The sequence below is a fragment of the Stenotrophomonas sp. yr243 genome (assembly GCF_900184195.1).
GTDB lineage: Bacteria > Pseudomonadota > Gammaproteobacteria > Xanthomonadales > Xanthomonadaceae > Stenotrophomonas > Stenotrophomonas lactitubi.
Genome location: NZ_FXWT01000001.1, coordinates 1,168,626 through 1,184,957, shown reverse-complemented (window position 1 = coordinate 1,184,957; position 16,332 = coordinate 1,168,626). Strand labels below are relative to the sequence as shown.

Below are 16,332 nucleotides of genomic sequence, written 5' to 3'. Positions count from 1 at the left end.
TTGGCTGGCTTTTAGAAATCCGTGAACCCGATACGCTGTGTGCATGTGGTGACGGACACTGTTTCGACCGACGGGATTGCCGGTCGGGACGGTCAGAACCACAAGGAGATACACGTCGTGCCTTGGTTTGTCGTGTTGAGGGCGCTGGTGCTGGGAATGTGGATCGCGGGGGCGCAAGCTGCCGAGCCGATCGACATCAACCGGGCCGATGCCCAAGCGCTGCAGCAGGGATTGACGATGGTCGGGGCCACCAAGGCAGCGGCGATCGTCGAGCACCGGCGCAGACACGGCCCGTTTCATCGCGTCGAGGACCTGACGCAGGTGAAGGGGATAGGGACATCGATCGTCGAACGGAATCGACGGCGGATCACCGTTGGCAGCAGGATGTTGCCCGCGGATCCGGTACCCGGATCGGTACCGGTGCGAACCGTACCCAGGCGCTGACAACAGGAAACGTCGGGACCGGCAGGATGCGGGTCCATTGGCTGCGGACAGGATGCCCGTAACCACCGACCGTCGCAGGGATGCGGCACCAATCACCAGGATGGTGGCATCACAGACCTGTGGAAGGGGCTGAGATACAAACAGGACAGACGCGGCCGCGTGCAGGATGCAACGCCGCCCCCACTTCGCAGGATGCGAGGGGGTGGCAGCAGGCCGACAGGGACGTGACGATTGCCCGGTACGACACATGGCTGTGTCGCCGGGCAATTTCTTTTGGCGCAGCCACCACGCGCCCATGGTGTACGGTGAGGCCTTCGCATGGAATGGAACCTGCTGGATGCACCTGCACCGTCTGACCCTGATGCTCGCCGCTGCTCTGGCACTGCCCTGCGCTGCACATGCGGCCGCACCCTCCAAGCCCGTCGCGGCCACGACGTCCGACGTACGCGGGCCGACCGATCTCAAGCCCGGCGAGTACCTGTGGCACCCGGAGGTTTCGCCGGCCGGGCCGATCGTGCTGGTGGTGAGCCTGGATGAGCAGCGCGCCTATGTGTACCGCAACGGCATTGCCATCGGCCTGACCACGATCAGCTCGGGCAAGACCGGCCATGAGACGCCGACCGGTGTGTTCACCATCCTGCAGAAGGATAAGGACCACCGTTCCAACCTCTACAACAGTGCACCCATGCCGTACATGCAGCGGCTGACCTGGGACGGCATCGCGCTTCACGGCGGGAGCCTGCCGGGGCACCCGGCCTCGCATGGCTGCGTGCGCCTGCCGCAGGCCTTCGCCCAGAAGCTGTTCAGCGAAACCAAGCGCGGCGATACGGTGGTCGTGGCCGATGCCAAGAGCGCGCCGATGACGCTGGCCTATCCGGCGGTGCTGGCACCGGTGAATGCACGCGGACAGGCCCTGCCGGAAGGCGAGGCCGGCGCCCCGGACAAGGCGTGGTGGGATGATGCGGCCGCCCCCAGCGGGCAGGTCGGCATCCTGGTCAGCCTCCACGACCAGCGCCTGTACGTGCTGCGCGATGGCGTGATGATCGGTGAGTCGCCGTTGAAGGCCGACGCGCTGCCGGCGTTCCAGGGCACCACTCTGTTCGTGATGGGCCAAGGCTACAGCGATACGCCCAGCCCGCTTGACGCACAGCAGCGCCTGCACCAGTGGACGGCCTATCCGCTGCTGGGCCAGGACCGCGCCCAGGCCACGCCGGACCTGCTGGCCACCCCATCGCTGCCGATGGCGCTGCCGGCCGATTTTGCCCGCCAGCTGTACCAGGTGCTGGTGCCGGGCACGACCCTGTTGGTCACTTCGCTGCCGGCGGTGCGCCCAAGCGCGGCTGAATCGGGTATGCAGCCGGTCTTGGAATCGGAGCCACCAGCGTCCACCCTCAAGGGATCCTGAGACCTCCCCGCGTGCCCATGTCCACTTCCCGCTCGTGCCGGCTGGCCGCTGTTGGCCTGTTGGCGACTGTTACCAGTGCGTCGGCATGGGCACAGACGCCTGTTGCAGCGATCAGTGCAGACGACCTCGCTGCGCAGCTGGCACGCAGCGCGCCCAAGGCGGACCGCCGGGTGCTGCAGTTGGCGGCCCACGCCATGCGCTGCGCGCTGCAGCGGCCGGAACTGGGTGTCAGCGGTGAACGCCTGAGCGTGATCGATTACTCGCGGCCGTCCACCGAGCCGCGGATGTGGGTCTTCGACCTGGCCCGCCAGCGGCTGCTGTTCGAGGAGTGGGTGGCGCATGGCCGCAACAGCGGCGAGAACCGCACCGAGCATTTCTCCAACCGCGATGGCAGCTTCATGTCCAGCCTCGGCGCGTTCACCGCGCAGGAAACCTACATGGGCGGCAACGGCTATTCGCTGCGCCTGGCAGGGTTGGAGCCGGGATTCAATGATCGTGCACGCGAGCGCGCCATCGTGATCCACGGTGCGCCGTATGTGAATCCCTCCACCGCGCAGTTGCAGGGGCGATTGGGGCGCAGTCTCGGCTGCCCGGCGGTGCGGTTGTCGGTGGCCAAGCCGCTGATCGATGCGCTGCGAGGCGGCACGATGGTGTTCGCGTACTACCCCGACCAGGATTGGCTCAAGCACTCGCAGCTGCTGGGTGGCGATTGCGGTACGTCCGCAGGTCTTGCAACGCGTTGATGCGCTGTGGCGCGCGGCATGATGCAATGCGCGCATGAACATCGACTCCCTGCTGCAGACCCCGAGCCAGGTGATTTCCAGCCTGGATTACCGCCGCGAACGCTGGCGCAACGGCCTTGGCTGGACCCGCGAGATCCTGCGGTTGCCAGCGCAGGGCGATGACTGGGCATTGCGCCTGTCGGTAGCCGAAATCGAGCAGGACGCCGCGTTTTCCGCGTTCCCCGGCGTCGATCGCGAACTGGTGCTGCTGCAGGGCAATGGCGTACGCCTGCGTTTCGAGGACGGCCGTGTAGCCGAGGTGCTGCCACCGCATGGGCGCGTGCGTTTTGCCGGCGAAGCAGCGCTGCACGGCGAACTGGTCGACGGCACCACCCACGATTTCAACCTGATGTGGAAGCGCGAGCTGCTGCAGGCCGAACTGCTGCATCGGCCACTGGTCGGCCCGATGTTCTTCTTCTGCGAACCGGGTGTGGCGTGGGCCCTGCACCTGTTGGGTGGACAGGCCACGTTCGGCGCGGACAGTGGGTTGCCTGCGATACAGAGCGGCGATACCGCATGGTTGGCCGCCGGTGAGCGTCAGCGGCATGCGCTGCAGGGTGGTGGAGAGCTGCTTGCGATACGGGTGAGTGCCGCGGGCGGCTGAGCCATGGTCGGCGCGCGGAGGCAATCATCCACGCATGGCGTGGATCTACTGAAAATGCGGTCGCTGTGCTCCAGTAGATCCACGCCATGCGTGGATGCGGTAGCCGATACCGCGGCATGGTGCGAACCAAGGTTCGCACCCACCAGAAGCCGATTCACACCGACCGAAGCTGTTCAGTAGATCCACGCCATGCGTGGATGCGGCAGCCGATACCGCAGCATGGTGCGAACCAAGGTTCGCACCCACCAGAAGTCGGTTCACAGCCACCGAAGCCGTTCAGTGGATCCACGCCATGCGTGGATGCAGCGGCCGATACCGGGGCATGGTGCGAACCAAGGTTCGCACCCACCAGAAGCCGATTCACACCGACCGAAGCTGTTCAGTAGATCCACGCCATGCGTGGATGCAGCGGCCGATACCGCGGCATGGTGCGAACCAAGGTTCGCACCCACCAGAAGTCGGTTCGCGCCCACCTGGAGACGGTTCGCCTCAATACACATCGCGCCGGTAGCGACCAGCCAAAAGCAGCGCTTCCTTGCCGTCGGCACCGAGCACCTGCTCGATCACCGCATCCACTGCCGGGGCCATGCCCTGCAGGCTGCCACAGACCAGGATCGTTGCGCCTTCATCGACCCACTGCCTCAGCGTGGATGCTTCGGCCAGCAGGCGACCCTGCACGTAGCGGTGCGCGCCGCCATCACGGCTGAATACCGTATCCAGGCGGGTCAGCGTGCCGTTGGCGAGCATCGCCTGCAGCTCATCGCCGAAGTGGAAATCATGCGCAGCCGAGCGTTCGCCGAACAACAGCCAGGTACGGCCGCTGCCAACATGTGCGCGTTCGTGCAGGTGCGCACGCAGGCCGGCGATCCCGGTACCGTTGCCGATCAGCAGCAGCGGAACGTCGGCGGCGACGCCGTGGAAATTCTCGTTGCGGCGCAGGCGCATCTGCACCGGCTCGCCAATGGCGGCGTGGTCGCACAGCCAGCCACTGCCGACGCCCGGTGTGCCATCGGCACGCAGCTGACGGCGCAGCAGCAGCTCCACCGCGCCGTCGTCCATCACCGAGGCGATGGAGTACTCGCGATGCGGCAGTGGCTGCAGTGCCGCCAACAAGCCAGGCAGATCGCCCGCAGCAACCAGGGACGGCAGATGCGAGCGTGCGACGCGGGCGAGCAGCGTATTCCCGTCGTCCAACACGGTGTCGGCATCGAAGCCCTGCGCCTGCAGCCAGTCGCGCATGTTCCGTTCGGCGTGCTGCGGACCGACCTCGGCGATGTCGCCCGCCTGCCAGTGCGCGCTGCTGTCGTTCGGTGGTTGCAGGCGCAGCCAATGGACGGGGCCACCGACGCTGCCGGGGTTGAGGTGGACGCGCTGCAGCAGCGTCCACGGCTGGTACTGGGCCGGTGTCCAATCGGGCAGTTGGCTGGCGCCGCCGCCGAGCTGGCCGAGCAGCTGCTGCCAGTGGCGCAGGGCGGCCGGATCGGCGTTGTCGACTTCAATGGCATCGAACAGCGGATGCGCGCCGTGCTGGCGCAGCCAGTCGTGCAGCTGGTGGCCGAACGCGCAGAAATGCCCGTAGCTGCGATCACCCAGCGCGAGCACGCCGTACTGCAGGTGGCTCAGAGGCGGCGGCGTGGTCATCACCCGGCGCAGGAAGGGCAGGGCGTGGTCGGGTGCATCGCCTTCGCCGGTGGTGCTGACGATGAACAGTGCACGCGCGCTGCCCGCAAGCAGGGTCGCATCCACTTCGTGCAGGCCACGCAGGCGCACCGGCACGCCGGCCAAGCGCAGGGCCTGCGCACTGCGCTCGGCCAGTTCGCGGGCGAAGCCGGTCTGGCTGGACCAGACCAGCAGCATCGGTTGGTCGCTGCCTTCGGTCGTGTCATCGCGTGGACGGCTGCGCCACCACACCACGGCGCACGCCAGTGAATACAGCGCGGTGGCGGCCAATGCGATGCCCCACTGCCGCGACGGCGGCGCACCCTGCCACCAGGCTTCGCCCAGGTGCAGGCGCAGCAGGGCCCCGCCGATCACTGCCAGCAGGACCAGCACTACGACGTTGCCAAGGGTTGCGCGCGAGAAACGAGTGCTCATGCGGCCTGCTCATCCAGCAGCCGCTTGAAGGCGCTGCTGAGGGTTTCGCGTGGGCCATCGGCGGCGCGTTCGAGGTAGCGCGCGGCCAGCCCTTCGCGCTCTGCCAGCGCGATGCCCGCGTCGCGACCGAGCACGGTCAGTGCGGTGGCCCAGGCGTCAGCGTGCATCGCGTCGTCGGCGACTACGGTGACGGCGGCTGCGACTTGTCGCACCGGCGTGCCGCTGCGTGGGTCGAGGCTGTGACTGTAGGCAACGCCATCGTCCTGATACTGGTGCCAACGATCGCCGGAGGTGGCCACCGCCTTCCCTTCCAGCGCGAGTACACGCGGTGGCATATCGGTGTGGGCATCTTCTTCCGGCGCCGACTCCACCAGCACGCGCCACGGCTGGCCGTCGGGCTTGCGGCCGTAGCCCGCCAGCTCGCCACCGACTTCAATCAGTGCGGCATCGACACCTTGGCTGCGCAGCCAGGCGGCGACGTGGTCGACACCGAAGCCCTTGGCGATCGCCGAGAGATCCAGTTCCAGGCCGCCGGGTTGCAGCAGCGCATCGTCCTGCCAGTGCAGGTGTTGCCAGCCGCAGCGTGCACGGGTTGCCTGCAACGTGGTGGCATCGGGGGCACGCCGTGCGCCGGCATGCGCGCCGAAGCCCCACAGCGCCACCAGTGGGCCGATGGTCGGGTCGAAGGCGCCGCCGCTGGCGGCGGCGATGGCCTGCGCGCAGGCCAGTACATGGCGGGTTTCGGCCGGCAGCACGCAGTAGCGACTCGCGTCGGCGCGGTTGTAGCGGCTCAGGTCAGAGCCCGCTTCCCACGTGCTCATCTGAGCGACCACTTCATCCAGGCGGGCCTGGACGCCAGCATGCAGCGGATGCAGGTCGCGCTGGCGCGGTGCCACCAGAGACACGCTCCAGGTGGTGCCCATGGTGGTGCCGCCCAGCCGGGCGATGTCGAGTGCGGTAGAGGTCATGGGCATGCGTGGCAGGCTGCGATACCCAGGCGCGCCGGGTATCGCAGCGATGCGTTTACTGCGGCAGTACTTCCAGCGTCGCGACGTAGCTGAGGCGACGCTTGGCGGCCTGCTTGACCGACGTCTTCTTGTCCTCGGTGCCGGTTTCCAGCCAGTACATGCCGGCTTCCGGCCAGGTCACCTTGATCTCGCCCTTGGCGTCGCTGGTCAGTTTCTGCTCGTCCTGCGCGTTGCGGTAGCGGGTGCCACCGCGCACGATCTCGAACTCCAGGCCCGCGGTCGGCTTGCCGTCGACCAGTACGCGGAAGGTGGCTTCCTCGCCGGCAAACAGGTCGTTCGGGTGGCCGACGGCCACCAGTTCGATGCCGCGGTTGGTCGGCTTCAGCGCGGTGTCATTCGGCGCGCCGTTGGTGACGAAGGTCTCCACGCGGCCGACCGACTGGCTCACTTCCAGCTTCTTCGCATCCTTGGGCAGTTCGCCGAAGGTGGCGGCGGTGCCGCGCCAGCGCTTGCGCTCGCCATTCAGTTCATAGGTGGCCGACAGGCCGTCGTTGACCGAGGCGATGCGGTAGGTGCCCTGCTGTTTCAGTTCGACGTCGAACACGCTGCGGTACTTGCCGGTGGACGCGTTCTGCGCCTGCACGGTGCTGCCGTCCGGGGCGGTGATCACCACCGATTCCAGGCGCAGCGGCACGTGGTTGAAATAGAACAGGTCGTTGGAGACCGCGCCATCGACGGTGATCCACGGCGCGTTGCCGGCGATCACGGTCTGCGAGGGCAGCAGCCAGGCCTTGTGGGCCAGGGCAGAGAAGGGAAGGGCAGCGGCCAGAGCGGCGGCGAGGACGAGCGTGCGCTTCATGCGGGAGACTCCAGGGGTCATGGATGGGGTCAGAGCCCTTCCTGCGGAAGGGATCCGACCCCGGGGTGCGGCGATAGGGTCGGATCCCTTCCGCAGGAAGGGCTCTGACCCTGCTTGATCAAGGTTTGACGGCGAGGGTGACCTGGCCCAGTTCGGTGGCGCCCTGCGCGCGGCCGTTCTGTGCGGCGGTGGCCGGCCAGGTGAAGGGGATCTTCAACAGTTCACGGCCGCCGACTTCGCGCACCGCTTCCACCACCAGGGTGTAGTTGCCCGGGGCCAGCTGCTTCAGCGCCGGCTGCTTGTCGTTGAACGACAGCGCGTGCTTGCCGGCGGGGCGGGTCGGGCCGGTCACGCCGTCCACCGGCACCTGCAGGGTGCGGCCGCTCTTGCGCCACCACTGGCGCAGGTCGGGCAGCCACTTGGTGCCATGGCCTTCGCTGTTGCTGGTCTGCTGGTACCAGACCGACAGGTTGGCGGCGACCTTCTGGTCGGCGCCTTCCAGCCACACTGCCACATACGGGCGGTGGTACTCGGCCACGTTGAGCTTGGGTACTTCGACGTTGATGTCGAGGGTGGTGGCGTAGGCCGGCGAGGTGGCCAGCAGGCCGCTGAGGGCGATGGTCAGGGTGACGCGCATGGGGCGGCTCCGGAGGAACGGATGGAAATCACGGTGGAAGTTCAATGGATCAGCAGCAGGGCGATCAGCAGCGGAATCATCAGGCCCAGGCCGACCAGCGGCCAGGTCATGCGTCGCTGCCGCGCATGCAGGTGCAGCAGGAACAGACCGGTGATGCAGAACACCAGGCAGGCCACGGCGAACACGTCCAGGAACCAGCCCCACGCGGGGCCGGCATTGCGGCCCTTGTGCAGGTCGTTGAGGTAGGACACCGCGCCGCGCGAGGTCGATTCGTACTCGACTGCGCCGGTTTCGCGGTCGATGCTCAGCCAGGCGTCGCCGCCGGGGCGTGGCAGAGACAGGTAGATTTCCTCGGCTGACCATTCGGCGGGTCGGCCGCCGATGGAAATGCCCAGCTGCTCGTCCAGCCATTGCCGGGCCGGGCGCGGGATCGGCGCGTTGCCGTCCTCGCGTGTGCCGAGCTGGCCGCGCACGTCGGCCGGCAGTTGCAGATGCTGGTTCTGCACCTGTGGCTTGGCCTCGATCTTCGCCGCATGATTCAGCGTGAGCCCGGTTACCGCGAACAGCAGCATGCCGATCAGGCAGACCGCCGAGCTGATCCAGTGCCACTGGTGCAGGGTACGCAGCCAGAAGCCGCGGCTCTGTTGCTGCTGCACGGTGGAAGATGCGGGACGGCTCACGGCACGGTTCGGGACGGATGAATACTGGGCATTACATCATTGATGAGAATTGCTCGCAATTAGATGTCGTTGTGTATCTCTGAAGGGGTAGTGCCGGCCGCTGGCCGGCAGATCCCATGACACCTGAAAACATCGTGCGGTTGCCGGCCAGCGGCCGGCGCTACCACTGGGCAGTAGATCCACGCCATGCGTGGATGAAGCGCCGACCAAGGTCGACACCCACCAAGTCAGGGCGGTGCCGACCAAGGTCGGCAACCACCAGAGCGACGATCAGAACTTCGCGTTGAGCGAGATCCAGTAGCTGCGGCGCTGGTCCTTGGTGGCGTAGTCGTCCACGCAGTTGTATTCGCTGGGGCTGGTCAGCAGGCACGACTGCGAGACGAAGTTCTTGTCGAACAGGTTGTTGACCCGTGCGTTGACCGTCAGCCACTGCGTCGCCTTCCAGCTGCCACCGAGGTGGAAGATCGTGTAGTCCTCGTAGTAGCGGGTGTGGCTGGCACCGGCGGCATCGAGGATCGTGTCGCGATAGCGGTCGTAGCGGCCTTCGCCGATCAACGACAGGCTGATCGCATCGTTGAGCTGCCAGTTGAGGCTGGCGTTGGCCATGTGCTTGGCCGGCATGGTGCCGGTGATCGGCAGGCCCTTGCCGGAACCGGCGGTCTGCTCGCTTTTCGTCCAGGTGTAGTTGCCGCGCAGCTGCAGGTTGTCCAGCAGGTCGACGTGGCCGGCCAGTTCCGCGCCGCGCGTTTCGGCCTTGTCGATGTTCACGCTCTGGGTGAAGGTGCTGTAGCCCAGCGACGCCCAGCCCGGGCCGATATCCACGCAGTAGCCGCTGCCCGCCGGCGCCACCTCGCAGTTGGGGAACGTGCCGCCGCTGGCGATCTTGTCTTCGAACTTGTTGATGAAACCGGTGACGTTGAAGCCCCAGCGCTGGCCCTCGTAGTACGCAGCCAGCTCGTAGTTGGTGCTGGTTTCCGGCTTCAGGTTGGGCGAACCCACCAGCGGCAGCACGCCCTGGCCACCGAAGCCGGTGATGCCGGGGAACAGCTGGTCTGGACGCGGGGTCTTGTAGCCGGTGCTGACACCGCCCTTGAAGGTCCACGCATCGGTCGCGTTCCAGACCAGGTAGCCGCGCGGGCTGAGGTGGCTGCCGAAGATGTTGTGGTCGTCGTAGCGCAGGCCGAAGGTGGCGGTCAGGGTGTCGGTCAGCGACCAGTTGTCCTCGGCGAACAACGCCCACATGCGGTGCTTCTGCTTGGTGTTGCTGCGGTAGCCGGCACCGTCCATGCCGAACACGCCGTCGACCATGTCGGTGTCGTTGTACTGGCCGCCCACGGTCAGCTTGTGCGCGCCGAAGTCCAGGTCGAGCATCGTGTCCAGCACGTAGCCTTCCAGCTCCATGGTGCGCAGCGGACGCGGCAGGAACGCCTGCAGCCTTGCCTGTTCGCTGGCGTTGAGTGCGCCCAGCGCGTTGTTGCGGCTGGCGGCACAGTTGTTGGCGGCACCGGTGCGGCGGCAGACGTCGTTCCACAGGGTCTGCAGGCCGGCGCGCTCGTCCAGGGTCAACGGCAGCGAGCGGCCGAGGTTGCTGCTCTTGCTGTGGGTCAGCGAGGTCTGCCAGGTACCGAAGCTGTAGCGGCCCTGATGGGTCAGCGAGAGCTGGTCGCGCTCATAGCGCTGGTAGGCGGTGTAGCCCACGCGCGGCTGCACCACGCGGCGGGTGACGGTGCCGTTGCCATTCGAGTTCGGGACCACCGCGTTGCCCACGCGCCACAGGCTGGCCAGGCTGTCCAGCGTGCCGGTCTGGCCCTCGCTGTTGTCGTACTTCTGGCGAGAGACGTCGTAGTCCAGCCACAGCTCGTGGTCGTCGTTAACATGGAAGTTCAGGCGCACGCCGGTGTTCCAGTTGGTGTTGGCCACCGACTTGCCGCCGCCGCCGAAACCGATGCTGCGCTCCCACAGCGTGCCGTCGGGCAGGGTCAGCGCATCCCATTCGGGATTGGATGCCTTGGCGTCGTAGTAGCTGCCGCGCACGGCCAGGCCGAGGCGATCGTTGACCAGTGGACCGCTCAGGTACAGGTCGGTGCTGCGCGCATCGCCGAACTGATCGTCCTGCTGCACGGTGAAGCCCTGCGTGACCGCGCCGTGCCAGCTGTCCTGGTTGCGGCGGGTGATGATGTTGATGACGCCGCCCATCGCATCCGAGCCGTACAGCGTGGACATCGGGCCACGCACCACTTCAATGCGCTCGATCGCATCCAGCGGCGGCAGGTAGGCAAACTGGCCACCGCCGAAGTTGTTCGGATACAGCTGGCCGGCGTTGCTCTGGCGACGGCCGTCGATCAGCACCAGGGTGTATTCGGACGGCAGGCCGCGCATGGAGATGGTGGCGCGGCCGTTCTTGTCGGTGGCTTCCAGGCCGACGTCGATGCCCTCGACGTCGCGCAGGGCGTCGACCAGGCTGGTGTAGGGGCGCTTGCTCAGCTCTTCGCGGCTGACCACGCTGATGCTGGCCGGTGCATCGACCACCTTCTGCTCGAAGCCAGCGGCGGTGACCACCACCTTGTCGAGGGTCTGGGGTGCGCCGGAAGCGTCGCCATGGGCGTAGGCGGGAGCCGCGACGGCGGCCAGCACGGCGCTGGTCAACAGATGGCGGGACAGTGACGAACGGACACGATGGCGCTGGGCCATGGCAGATACCTCGAAGGGTGTAAGGCAGCGCGATGCCGGGTGCGGAGCGCGCGCGGCAGGGCAGGGATGGCCCGATCAGGGGCGGCTGAGGTGAAGCAGGCTGCGGCGAGCCGGTGCAACCGCTCAGGCGGTCACGGCGTGCCGTGTATCAGGCGAGCGGCGGCGCCTGGCCGCGTTGCTGGCGACGCCCGGGCGCATCGGTCCAGGGCATGTCTGGTGTGGCCAACGGCCAGTGCGAACGCGCGCCGGACGGGGCCGACGCGGAGGGAACCAGATCAAGTTCGGTACGCAGCCAGTGGCTGGCCAGCAGCAGTGGCGGCGCCGGTTTGTCAGTGGACTTGGCCGGTGCCGATGCGCAGCGCCGCAGCTTGGCTGGCGCTTCTTCCTGCAGGGGGCCTTCGCCGCCGCGCTCTTCCAGCGGCTGCTGCAGCGCCTGGGTTGCAGCCGCATGGGCCACCGGCAGCAGCGGCAGGGTGCCCAGCAACAGCGTCAACATCGCCACCCACGCCAGCAGGCTGGCCAGCGCAGGCCGACGCCCGCGCATGGCGGTGCCGAGCTGTACAAGCCGAAGCGGGCGAGGGCGGAACGGGCGACGCAAGCGGAAATCCCTGGCTGGCCGGAACATCCGGCGTCAACGGGGCGTGATTGTAATGAGACCCGTTAGCCGTTGCAAATGAGAATGATTGCCAAATTGTCGCAGGGGTGGCCTGATCGGCTCAGACCTCGCTCCAGCGTCGCAGCAGGTTGTGGTACACGCCGGTCAGCTGCAGCACCGCGTCGGCATCGCCATCGGTCTGCCGCAGTCGCTCGATGGAGGTGTCCATCTCCCACAGCAGGCGCCGCTGCACGTCGTCGCGGATCATGCTCTGCACCCAGAAGAACGAGGCCACGCGCGCACCACGGGTGACCGGGTTGACCTTGTGCAGGCTGCTGGAGGGATACACGATCAGATCACCGGCAGGCAGTTTCACTTCATGCTCGCCGTAGGTGTCGCTGATGATCAGCTCCCCGCCGTCGTACTCGTCCGGGTCGGACAGGAACAGCGTGCAGGAGATGTCCGAGCGCAGCTGCTCGCCGTTGGCCAGGTTCATCACCGCGCCGTCGACGTGGAAACCGTAGGTACCGCCGCCGGTATAACGGTTGAAGCGCGGCGGCAGGTACTTCAGCGGCAACGCCGCGCTGAAGAACAGCGGGTGCCGTGCCAGCGCGACCAGAATGATTTCGCCCAGTTCGCGGCGCAGCGGCGAAGCGTCCGGCAGCTGCTGGTTGTGCTTGGCCTGCGCGCCGAGGTGGCCGACAGTCTCGCGGCCATCGGTCCAGTCGGCCGCATCGAGCCTGCGGCGGATATCAGCCACCTGTCCGGCGCTGAGGATGTCGGGGATGTGCAGCAGCATGCGGAAGTCCTCAGCAAGCGGATGGTGCGACCAGGGCGCGCACCTGCGGGTGGGGTGAGGCGGCGAGCTCGGGCACGATATGCGCCATGAAGGCGGGACTGCCGTGCTGCAGTGCCAACCGCAGCCAGTGCACCGCCTGTTCGATTTCACCGGCCTGCAGCAGGATGGAGGCGTAGTTGGCCTGGCCGCGGAAATCGCCGGCCTCGGCCGCGCGCCGATACCACGCCAGCGCGGCCTGCGGATCGCGTCCGGTGTCCAGTCCATCTTCCAGGTGTCGGGCCAGCAGGTTCATCGACTTGGCGTGGCCCAGATGCGCCGCGCGGGTATACAGCGCCAGTGCCTGTGCACGGTCCTGCGGCACGCCACGGCCGGTGGCCAGCAGGTTGGCCAGGTTGTACAGGCCCCAGTCCAGACCAGTGTCGGCCGCGCGCCGGTACCAGACCGCGGCAAGCGAAGGATTGGCGGTGGTGCCCTGGCCCAGTTCATGGCAGCGGCCGAGCATGTTCATCGCCATCGGCGCGCCGTTGTTGGCTGCGGTCTCGTACCAGAGCAGGGCCGCAGCAGCGTCTTCCGGCGTGCCTTTGCCTTCCATGTGCATCTGCGCGAGCAGCAGCTGCGCCTCGACCTGCCCGGCCTGTGCCGCATCGCGCACGCGCGCGAAGGCGGCCTGCGGGTCGTGCAGCAGCAGGTCTGCCAGTGCGTCGGAATCAAACGGGGTGTTGGAAGCCATGCGCGGAGTATCGCCGGAAACAAAAACGGCGACAGGAGATCCTGCCGCCGTGTGGGTGCTGCGGGTTACATCAGAACTTCACGTTCAGTGCCAGGGTGGCCGAACGACCCGGGGCGATGCTCGCGTAGTGCGAAGCATAGGCCTTGGTGAAGTAGGTCTTGTCGGTCAGGTTCTGCACGTTCAACTGCAGGCTGATGTTGTCCTGGATCGCGTAGCTGGCCATCGCATCGAAGCGGGTGTAGCTGGGGATCCACTTGGTGTTGGCCACATCACCGTACTGCTTGTCGGAGTAGTTGGCGCCGGCGCCGACGGTCAGGCCGAACGGGAAGCGGTAGGTGGTCCACAGGGTGGCGCTGTGCTTGGCGGTGTTCGGGAACACGTTGCCGTTGTACGGCGAGGGCACGTAGACGTTGGACGGGCAGGTACGGCCGGACACGGCGCAGACGAAGCCGTTGTCCTTCAGTTCCGAATCCAGGTAGGTGTAGCCGCCGTACAGGCTCCAGGCGTCGGTCAGCTGGCCGGTGAAGCCCAGTTCCACGCCGTTGATTTCCTTCTTGCCGGCGTTCTGGCTGGTGCCGTTGTCCACGGTCACGCGCGCGTTGTCCATCACGGTGTGGAAGATCGCCGCGGTCAGGTTCAGGCGGTTGTCGAACAGGTCCCACTTGGTGCCCAGCTCGAGGTTCTTGGTGTCCTGCGGCTTGAGGTCGGCCACGGTGGCGCTGAGGCCATCCGAGCCATCGCCACCGTCCATGCCCGGCGGGGTGGAAGAGGTACCGTAGGACAGGTAGATACTGCCGTTTGCGGTCGGCTTGAAGACGATGCCGGCCTGGTAGTTCAGGAAGTCATTGTCGTTGCGCACGCGGGTCGGCGCCTTGCCAGCCACCGGGGTGGTCAGGGTGGTGGAGAAGTCGTCGTAACGCAGGCCAACGTTGATCATCCACTGCGCGTTCAGTTCGATGGTGTCGAACAGGTAGGCCGACTTGGTCTTGGTGCGCTGCTCGACGTCCAGTGCCTTGTCGCTGCGGTACACCGCATGGGTGGCCGCCCACGGATCGTTCGGGTTCGGGTTGTCGAAGCTGGTGCAGTTGTAGCCGGTGGCGGCGCCGGTGGTCGGGCACTTGCTGCTGTTGGTCAGCGGGTTGTTGGTGCCCGGGGTCATCAGGTAGCTGCCGCGGGTCATCTTTTCATCGCTGTATTCCAGCCCGGCGCTGTAGCTGTGCTTCAGCGCACCGGTCTGGAACGCACCGGTCAGGCTCAGCTGGTCGGCGAAGCTCTTGACGTCGACGGCGCGGCTGTTGGTGCGGCGCCACAGCGTGCCGTAGTTGTTCGGGTTGCCCTGGCTGTCGTCCGGCTGGGTCCACAGGTAATCGTTGCTGGTGTTGCCCAGGCGCGCGATGTTGCGCAGCTTGTGGCCGCCGAAGTCGTAGCTGCCGTCCAGGGTGCTGATGTCGGCGCGGGTGCGCTGGAAATCACGGTCCACCAGGCCGTAGTAGTTGTTGCGGTCGGGCACCATCGGGCGGCCGTCGACCCACTTCGACACCGGTGCGCCGTTCGGGTTGCCGTACGGGAAGCCGCCTGCGTCGGGCAGGTCGTCGCTCTGCATGTGGTAGTGGCTGGCGATCAGCTGCGCCGGGCCGTTCAGGCCGAACGCGATCGACGGCGCGATGCCCCAGCGGCTGACGTTGGCCGCATCACGACCTGCGATGTCCGACTCGTGCTTCATCAGGTTCAGGCGCGCAGCGATGCCATCGCCCAGCACGTAGTTGGCATCCACGGTGCCACGTGCGTAGCTGTCGGTACCGATGCCCATGCTGGCAGTGGTCTCGTTCTTCAGCTTCGGGGTCTTGCTGACCAGGTTGAGGCTGCCACCACCGGAGTCACGACCGCCGTAGGCCGAGCTCGGGCCCTTGACCACTTCCACCTGCTCCAGGTCGAACACTTCGCGGGTCTGCGAACCGACGTCGCGCAGGCCATCGACGAACATGTTGCTCTGCGAGTCGAAGCCGCGGATGAAGGGGCGGTCACCGGTCGGGTTGCCGCCTTCGCCGGCACCGAAGGTGATGCCCGGCACCATGCGCAGCGCATCCTGCAGGTTGGTCGCACCGGTTTCGGCGATCAGCTTCTCCGAGACGATCGAGACCGACTTCGGGGTGTCCAGCAGCGCAGCGGTGAACTTCGGCGAGGACGGGCTGAACCAGCTTCCGCGCACCTGGACCTTGTCCAGTTCGGTGGCCTTGCTGGCGCCGGCGTCGTCGGCCGCCTGTGCCGCCAGCGGCGCGAAGCCGGCGGCGAGGGTGGCGGTGGCCAGTACCGAAACGCGAGGTGCGTACTTGCGGGTCTTGATGTGGGTCATGGGCAGGTTGGCGGTGGCTTGGATAGGGAATGAGCGAGAGCCGGCCAGCACGGCTGGGCGCGCGGCGGCAGGCAGGAGGTGGGTTCTGTAGAGCCGAGCCATGCTCGGCTGGCCGGAAACGTAATCAGGCGCGCGGCAACGGCCGCAGGGCGCCTCAGATGGCGTGCGGTGCCGGAGGTGCGTGCCCGGGATTCAGGCGCAGCGAGGGGTCGTGCAGCTGCCAACGCAGGGCATCGGAGTGCCACAACGGGATGTGGGCCACCAGCGCAGCACGCGGCGGGGCGGTGCCGGCGCAGGGCGTACCGCCTTCACCATCCACCGGAGGTTCCGGGGCGGGGGCGGCGTGGTGCGGGCATTCGTCGCCAGAAGGCGCCGGCAGCGGAGCGGCCTGGTCGATATCGTGCAGATGCGCCTGCCAGCCGGCGTTGGCGGCGTGGCCGCCACCGCGTCCTTCGTGCAACGCCGACCAGCCCAGCAGCAGCGTCAGCAGCGCGGCCACGAGCAGCGGCCACCCCTGACGGGCGAGCTGGCACAGCGTGGCGGTGGGCGCGGACGAAGCCATGGCGCAGGCGGGGGCATTACGAAGATGTTACGTAGAATAACATCAACGATAATGATTCGCATGTACGCTGCGCCCCGAGTTTTCTGAATGGCCTGGAAAGGCTCTGGGAGGCTCTTCAGAGCGCTTCAA

15 protein-coding genes are annotated in these 16,332 nt (G+C 67.0%); 4 read left to right on the top strand and 11 right to left on the bottom strand.

What is annotated here, in order from left to right:
- The first annotated feature begins 21 nt into the window (after positions 1-21).
- The 4 genes from QOL57_RS05590 (at position 22) to QOL57_RS05575 (ending at position 3,235) form a co-directional block, all read left to right on the top strand.
- Entirely contained in the window at positions 22-444 is a 423-nt protein-coding gene (locus QOL57_RS05590) for a helix-hairpin-helix domain-containing protein (protein ID WP_230112802.1), read from the top strand.
- A 337-nt stretch (positions 445-781) separates the two neighbouring features.
- Positions 782-1,849: a L,D-transpeptidase gene (locus QOL57_RS05585; RefSeq protein WP_089241204.1), complete on the top strand. Its 1,068-nt coding sequence runs from the start codon at positions 782-784 to the stop codon at positions 1,847-1,849.
- A 17-nt stretch (positions 1,850-1,866) separates the two neighbouring features.
- Positions 1,867-2,592 (top strand): murein L,D-transpeptidase catalytic domain family protein, encoded by a 726-nt coding sequence (locus QOL57_RS05580; protein ID WP_089239341.1) that lies wholly within the window; start codon positions 1,867-1,869, stop codon positions 2,590-2,592.
- Between the two features lie 34 nt (positions 2,593-2,626).
- Positions 2,627-3,235, top strand: coding sequence for a HutD family protein (locus QOL57_RS05575; RefSeq protein WP_089239343.1), 609 nt, complete (start codon positions 2,627-2,629; stop codon positions 3,233-3,235).
- Positions 3,236-3,724: 489 nt separating this feature from the next.
- Here the strand turns inward: QOL57_RS05575 and QOL57_RS05570 are convergent, their stop codons facing one another.
- The 11 genes from QOL57_RS05570 to QOL57_RS05520 form a co-directional block, all read right to left on the bottom strand.
- On the bottom strand, positions 3,725-5,329 hold the full coding sequence (locus QOL57_RS05570) for a sulfite reductase subunit alpha (RefSeq protein WP_089239344.1): 1,605 nt from the start codon (positions 5,327-5,329) through the stop codon (positions 3,725-3,727).
- Complete coding sequence (locus QOL57_RS05565; protein ID WP_089239346.1) at positions 5,326-6,297, bottom strand: FAD:protein FMN transferase; 972 nt, start codon at positions 6,295-6,297, stop codon at positions 5,326-5,328. Before QOL57_RS05565 ends, QOL57_RS05570 begins: the two co-directional genes overlap by 4 nt.
- A 55-nt stretch (positions 6,298-6,352) precedes the next feature.
- Positions 6,353-7,156, bottom strand: a complete 804-nt coding sequence (locus tag QOL57_RS05560) for a DUF4198 domain-containing protein (protein ID WP_089239348.1) — start codon at positions 7,154-7,156, stop codon at positions 6,353-6,355.
- A 118-nt stretch (positions 7,157-7,274) separates the two neighbouring features.
- Positions 7,275-7,793 carry a DUF2271 domain-containing protein gene (locus QOL57_RS05555; RefSeq protein ID WP_032975835.1) on the bottom strand — a complete coding sequence of 173 codons (519 nt, stop codon included), beginning with the start codon at positions 7,791-7,793 and terminating at the stop codon, positions 7,275-7,277.
- A gap of 41 nt (positions 7,794-7,834) precedes the next feature.
- Complete coding sequence (locus QOL57_RS05550) at positions 7,835-8,473, bottom strand: PepSY-associated TM helix domain-containing protein (RefSeq protein ID WP_089239350.1); 639 nt, start codon at positions 8,471-8,473, stop codon at positions 7,835-7,837.
- A 270-nt stretch (positions 8,474-8,743) separates the two neighbouring features.
- Entirely contained in the window at positions 8,744-11,164 is a 2,421-nt protein-coding gene (locus QOL57_RS05545) for a TonB-dependent receptor (protein ID WP_089239352.1), read from the bottom strand.
- 148 nt (positions 11,165-11,312) lie between these two features.
- Positions 11,313-11,708, bottom strand: a complete 396-nt coding sequence (locus QOL57_RS05540; protein WP_089239354.1) for a hypothetical protein — start codon at positions 11,706-11,708, stop codon at positions 11,313-11,315.
- Positions 11,709-11,880: 172 nt separating this feature from the next.
- Complete coding sequence (locus QOL57_RS05535) at positions 11,881-12,558, bottom strand: Fe2+-dependent dioxygenase (protein ID WP_089239356.1); 678 nt, start codon at positions 12,556-12,558, stop codon at positions 11,881-11,883.
- 10 nt (positions 12,559-12,568) lie between these two features.
- A complete protein-coding gene (locus tag QOL57_RS05530) occupies positions 12,569-13,288 on the bottom strand; it encodes a tetratricopeptide repeat protein (RefSeq protein ID WP_089239358.1) in 720 nt (239 codons plus the stop codon).
- A 70-nt stretch (positions 13,289-13,358) separates the two neighbouring features.
- Complete coding sequence (locus QOL57_RS05525; protein WP_089239360.1) at positions 13,359-15,641, bottom strand: TonB-dependent siderophore receptor; 2,283 nt, start codon at positions 15,639-15,641, stop codon at positions 13,359-13,361.
- Between the two features lie 154 nt (positions 15,642-15,795).
- The gene (locus QOL57_RS05520) at positions 15,796-16,203 is read right to left on the bottom strand and encodes a hypothetical protein (protein WP_089239362.1); all 408 of its coding nucleotides are present in this window, start codon (positions 16,201-16,203) and stop codon (positions 15,796-15,798) included.
- Positions 16,204-16,332: the final 129 nt, after the last annotated feature.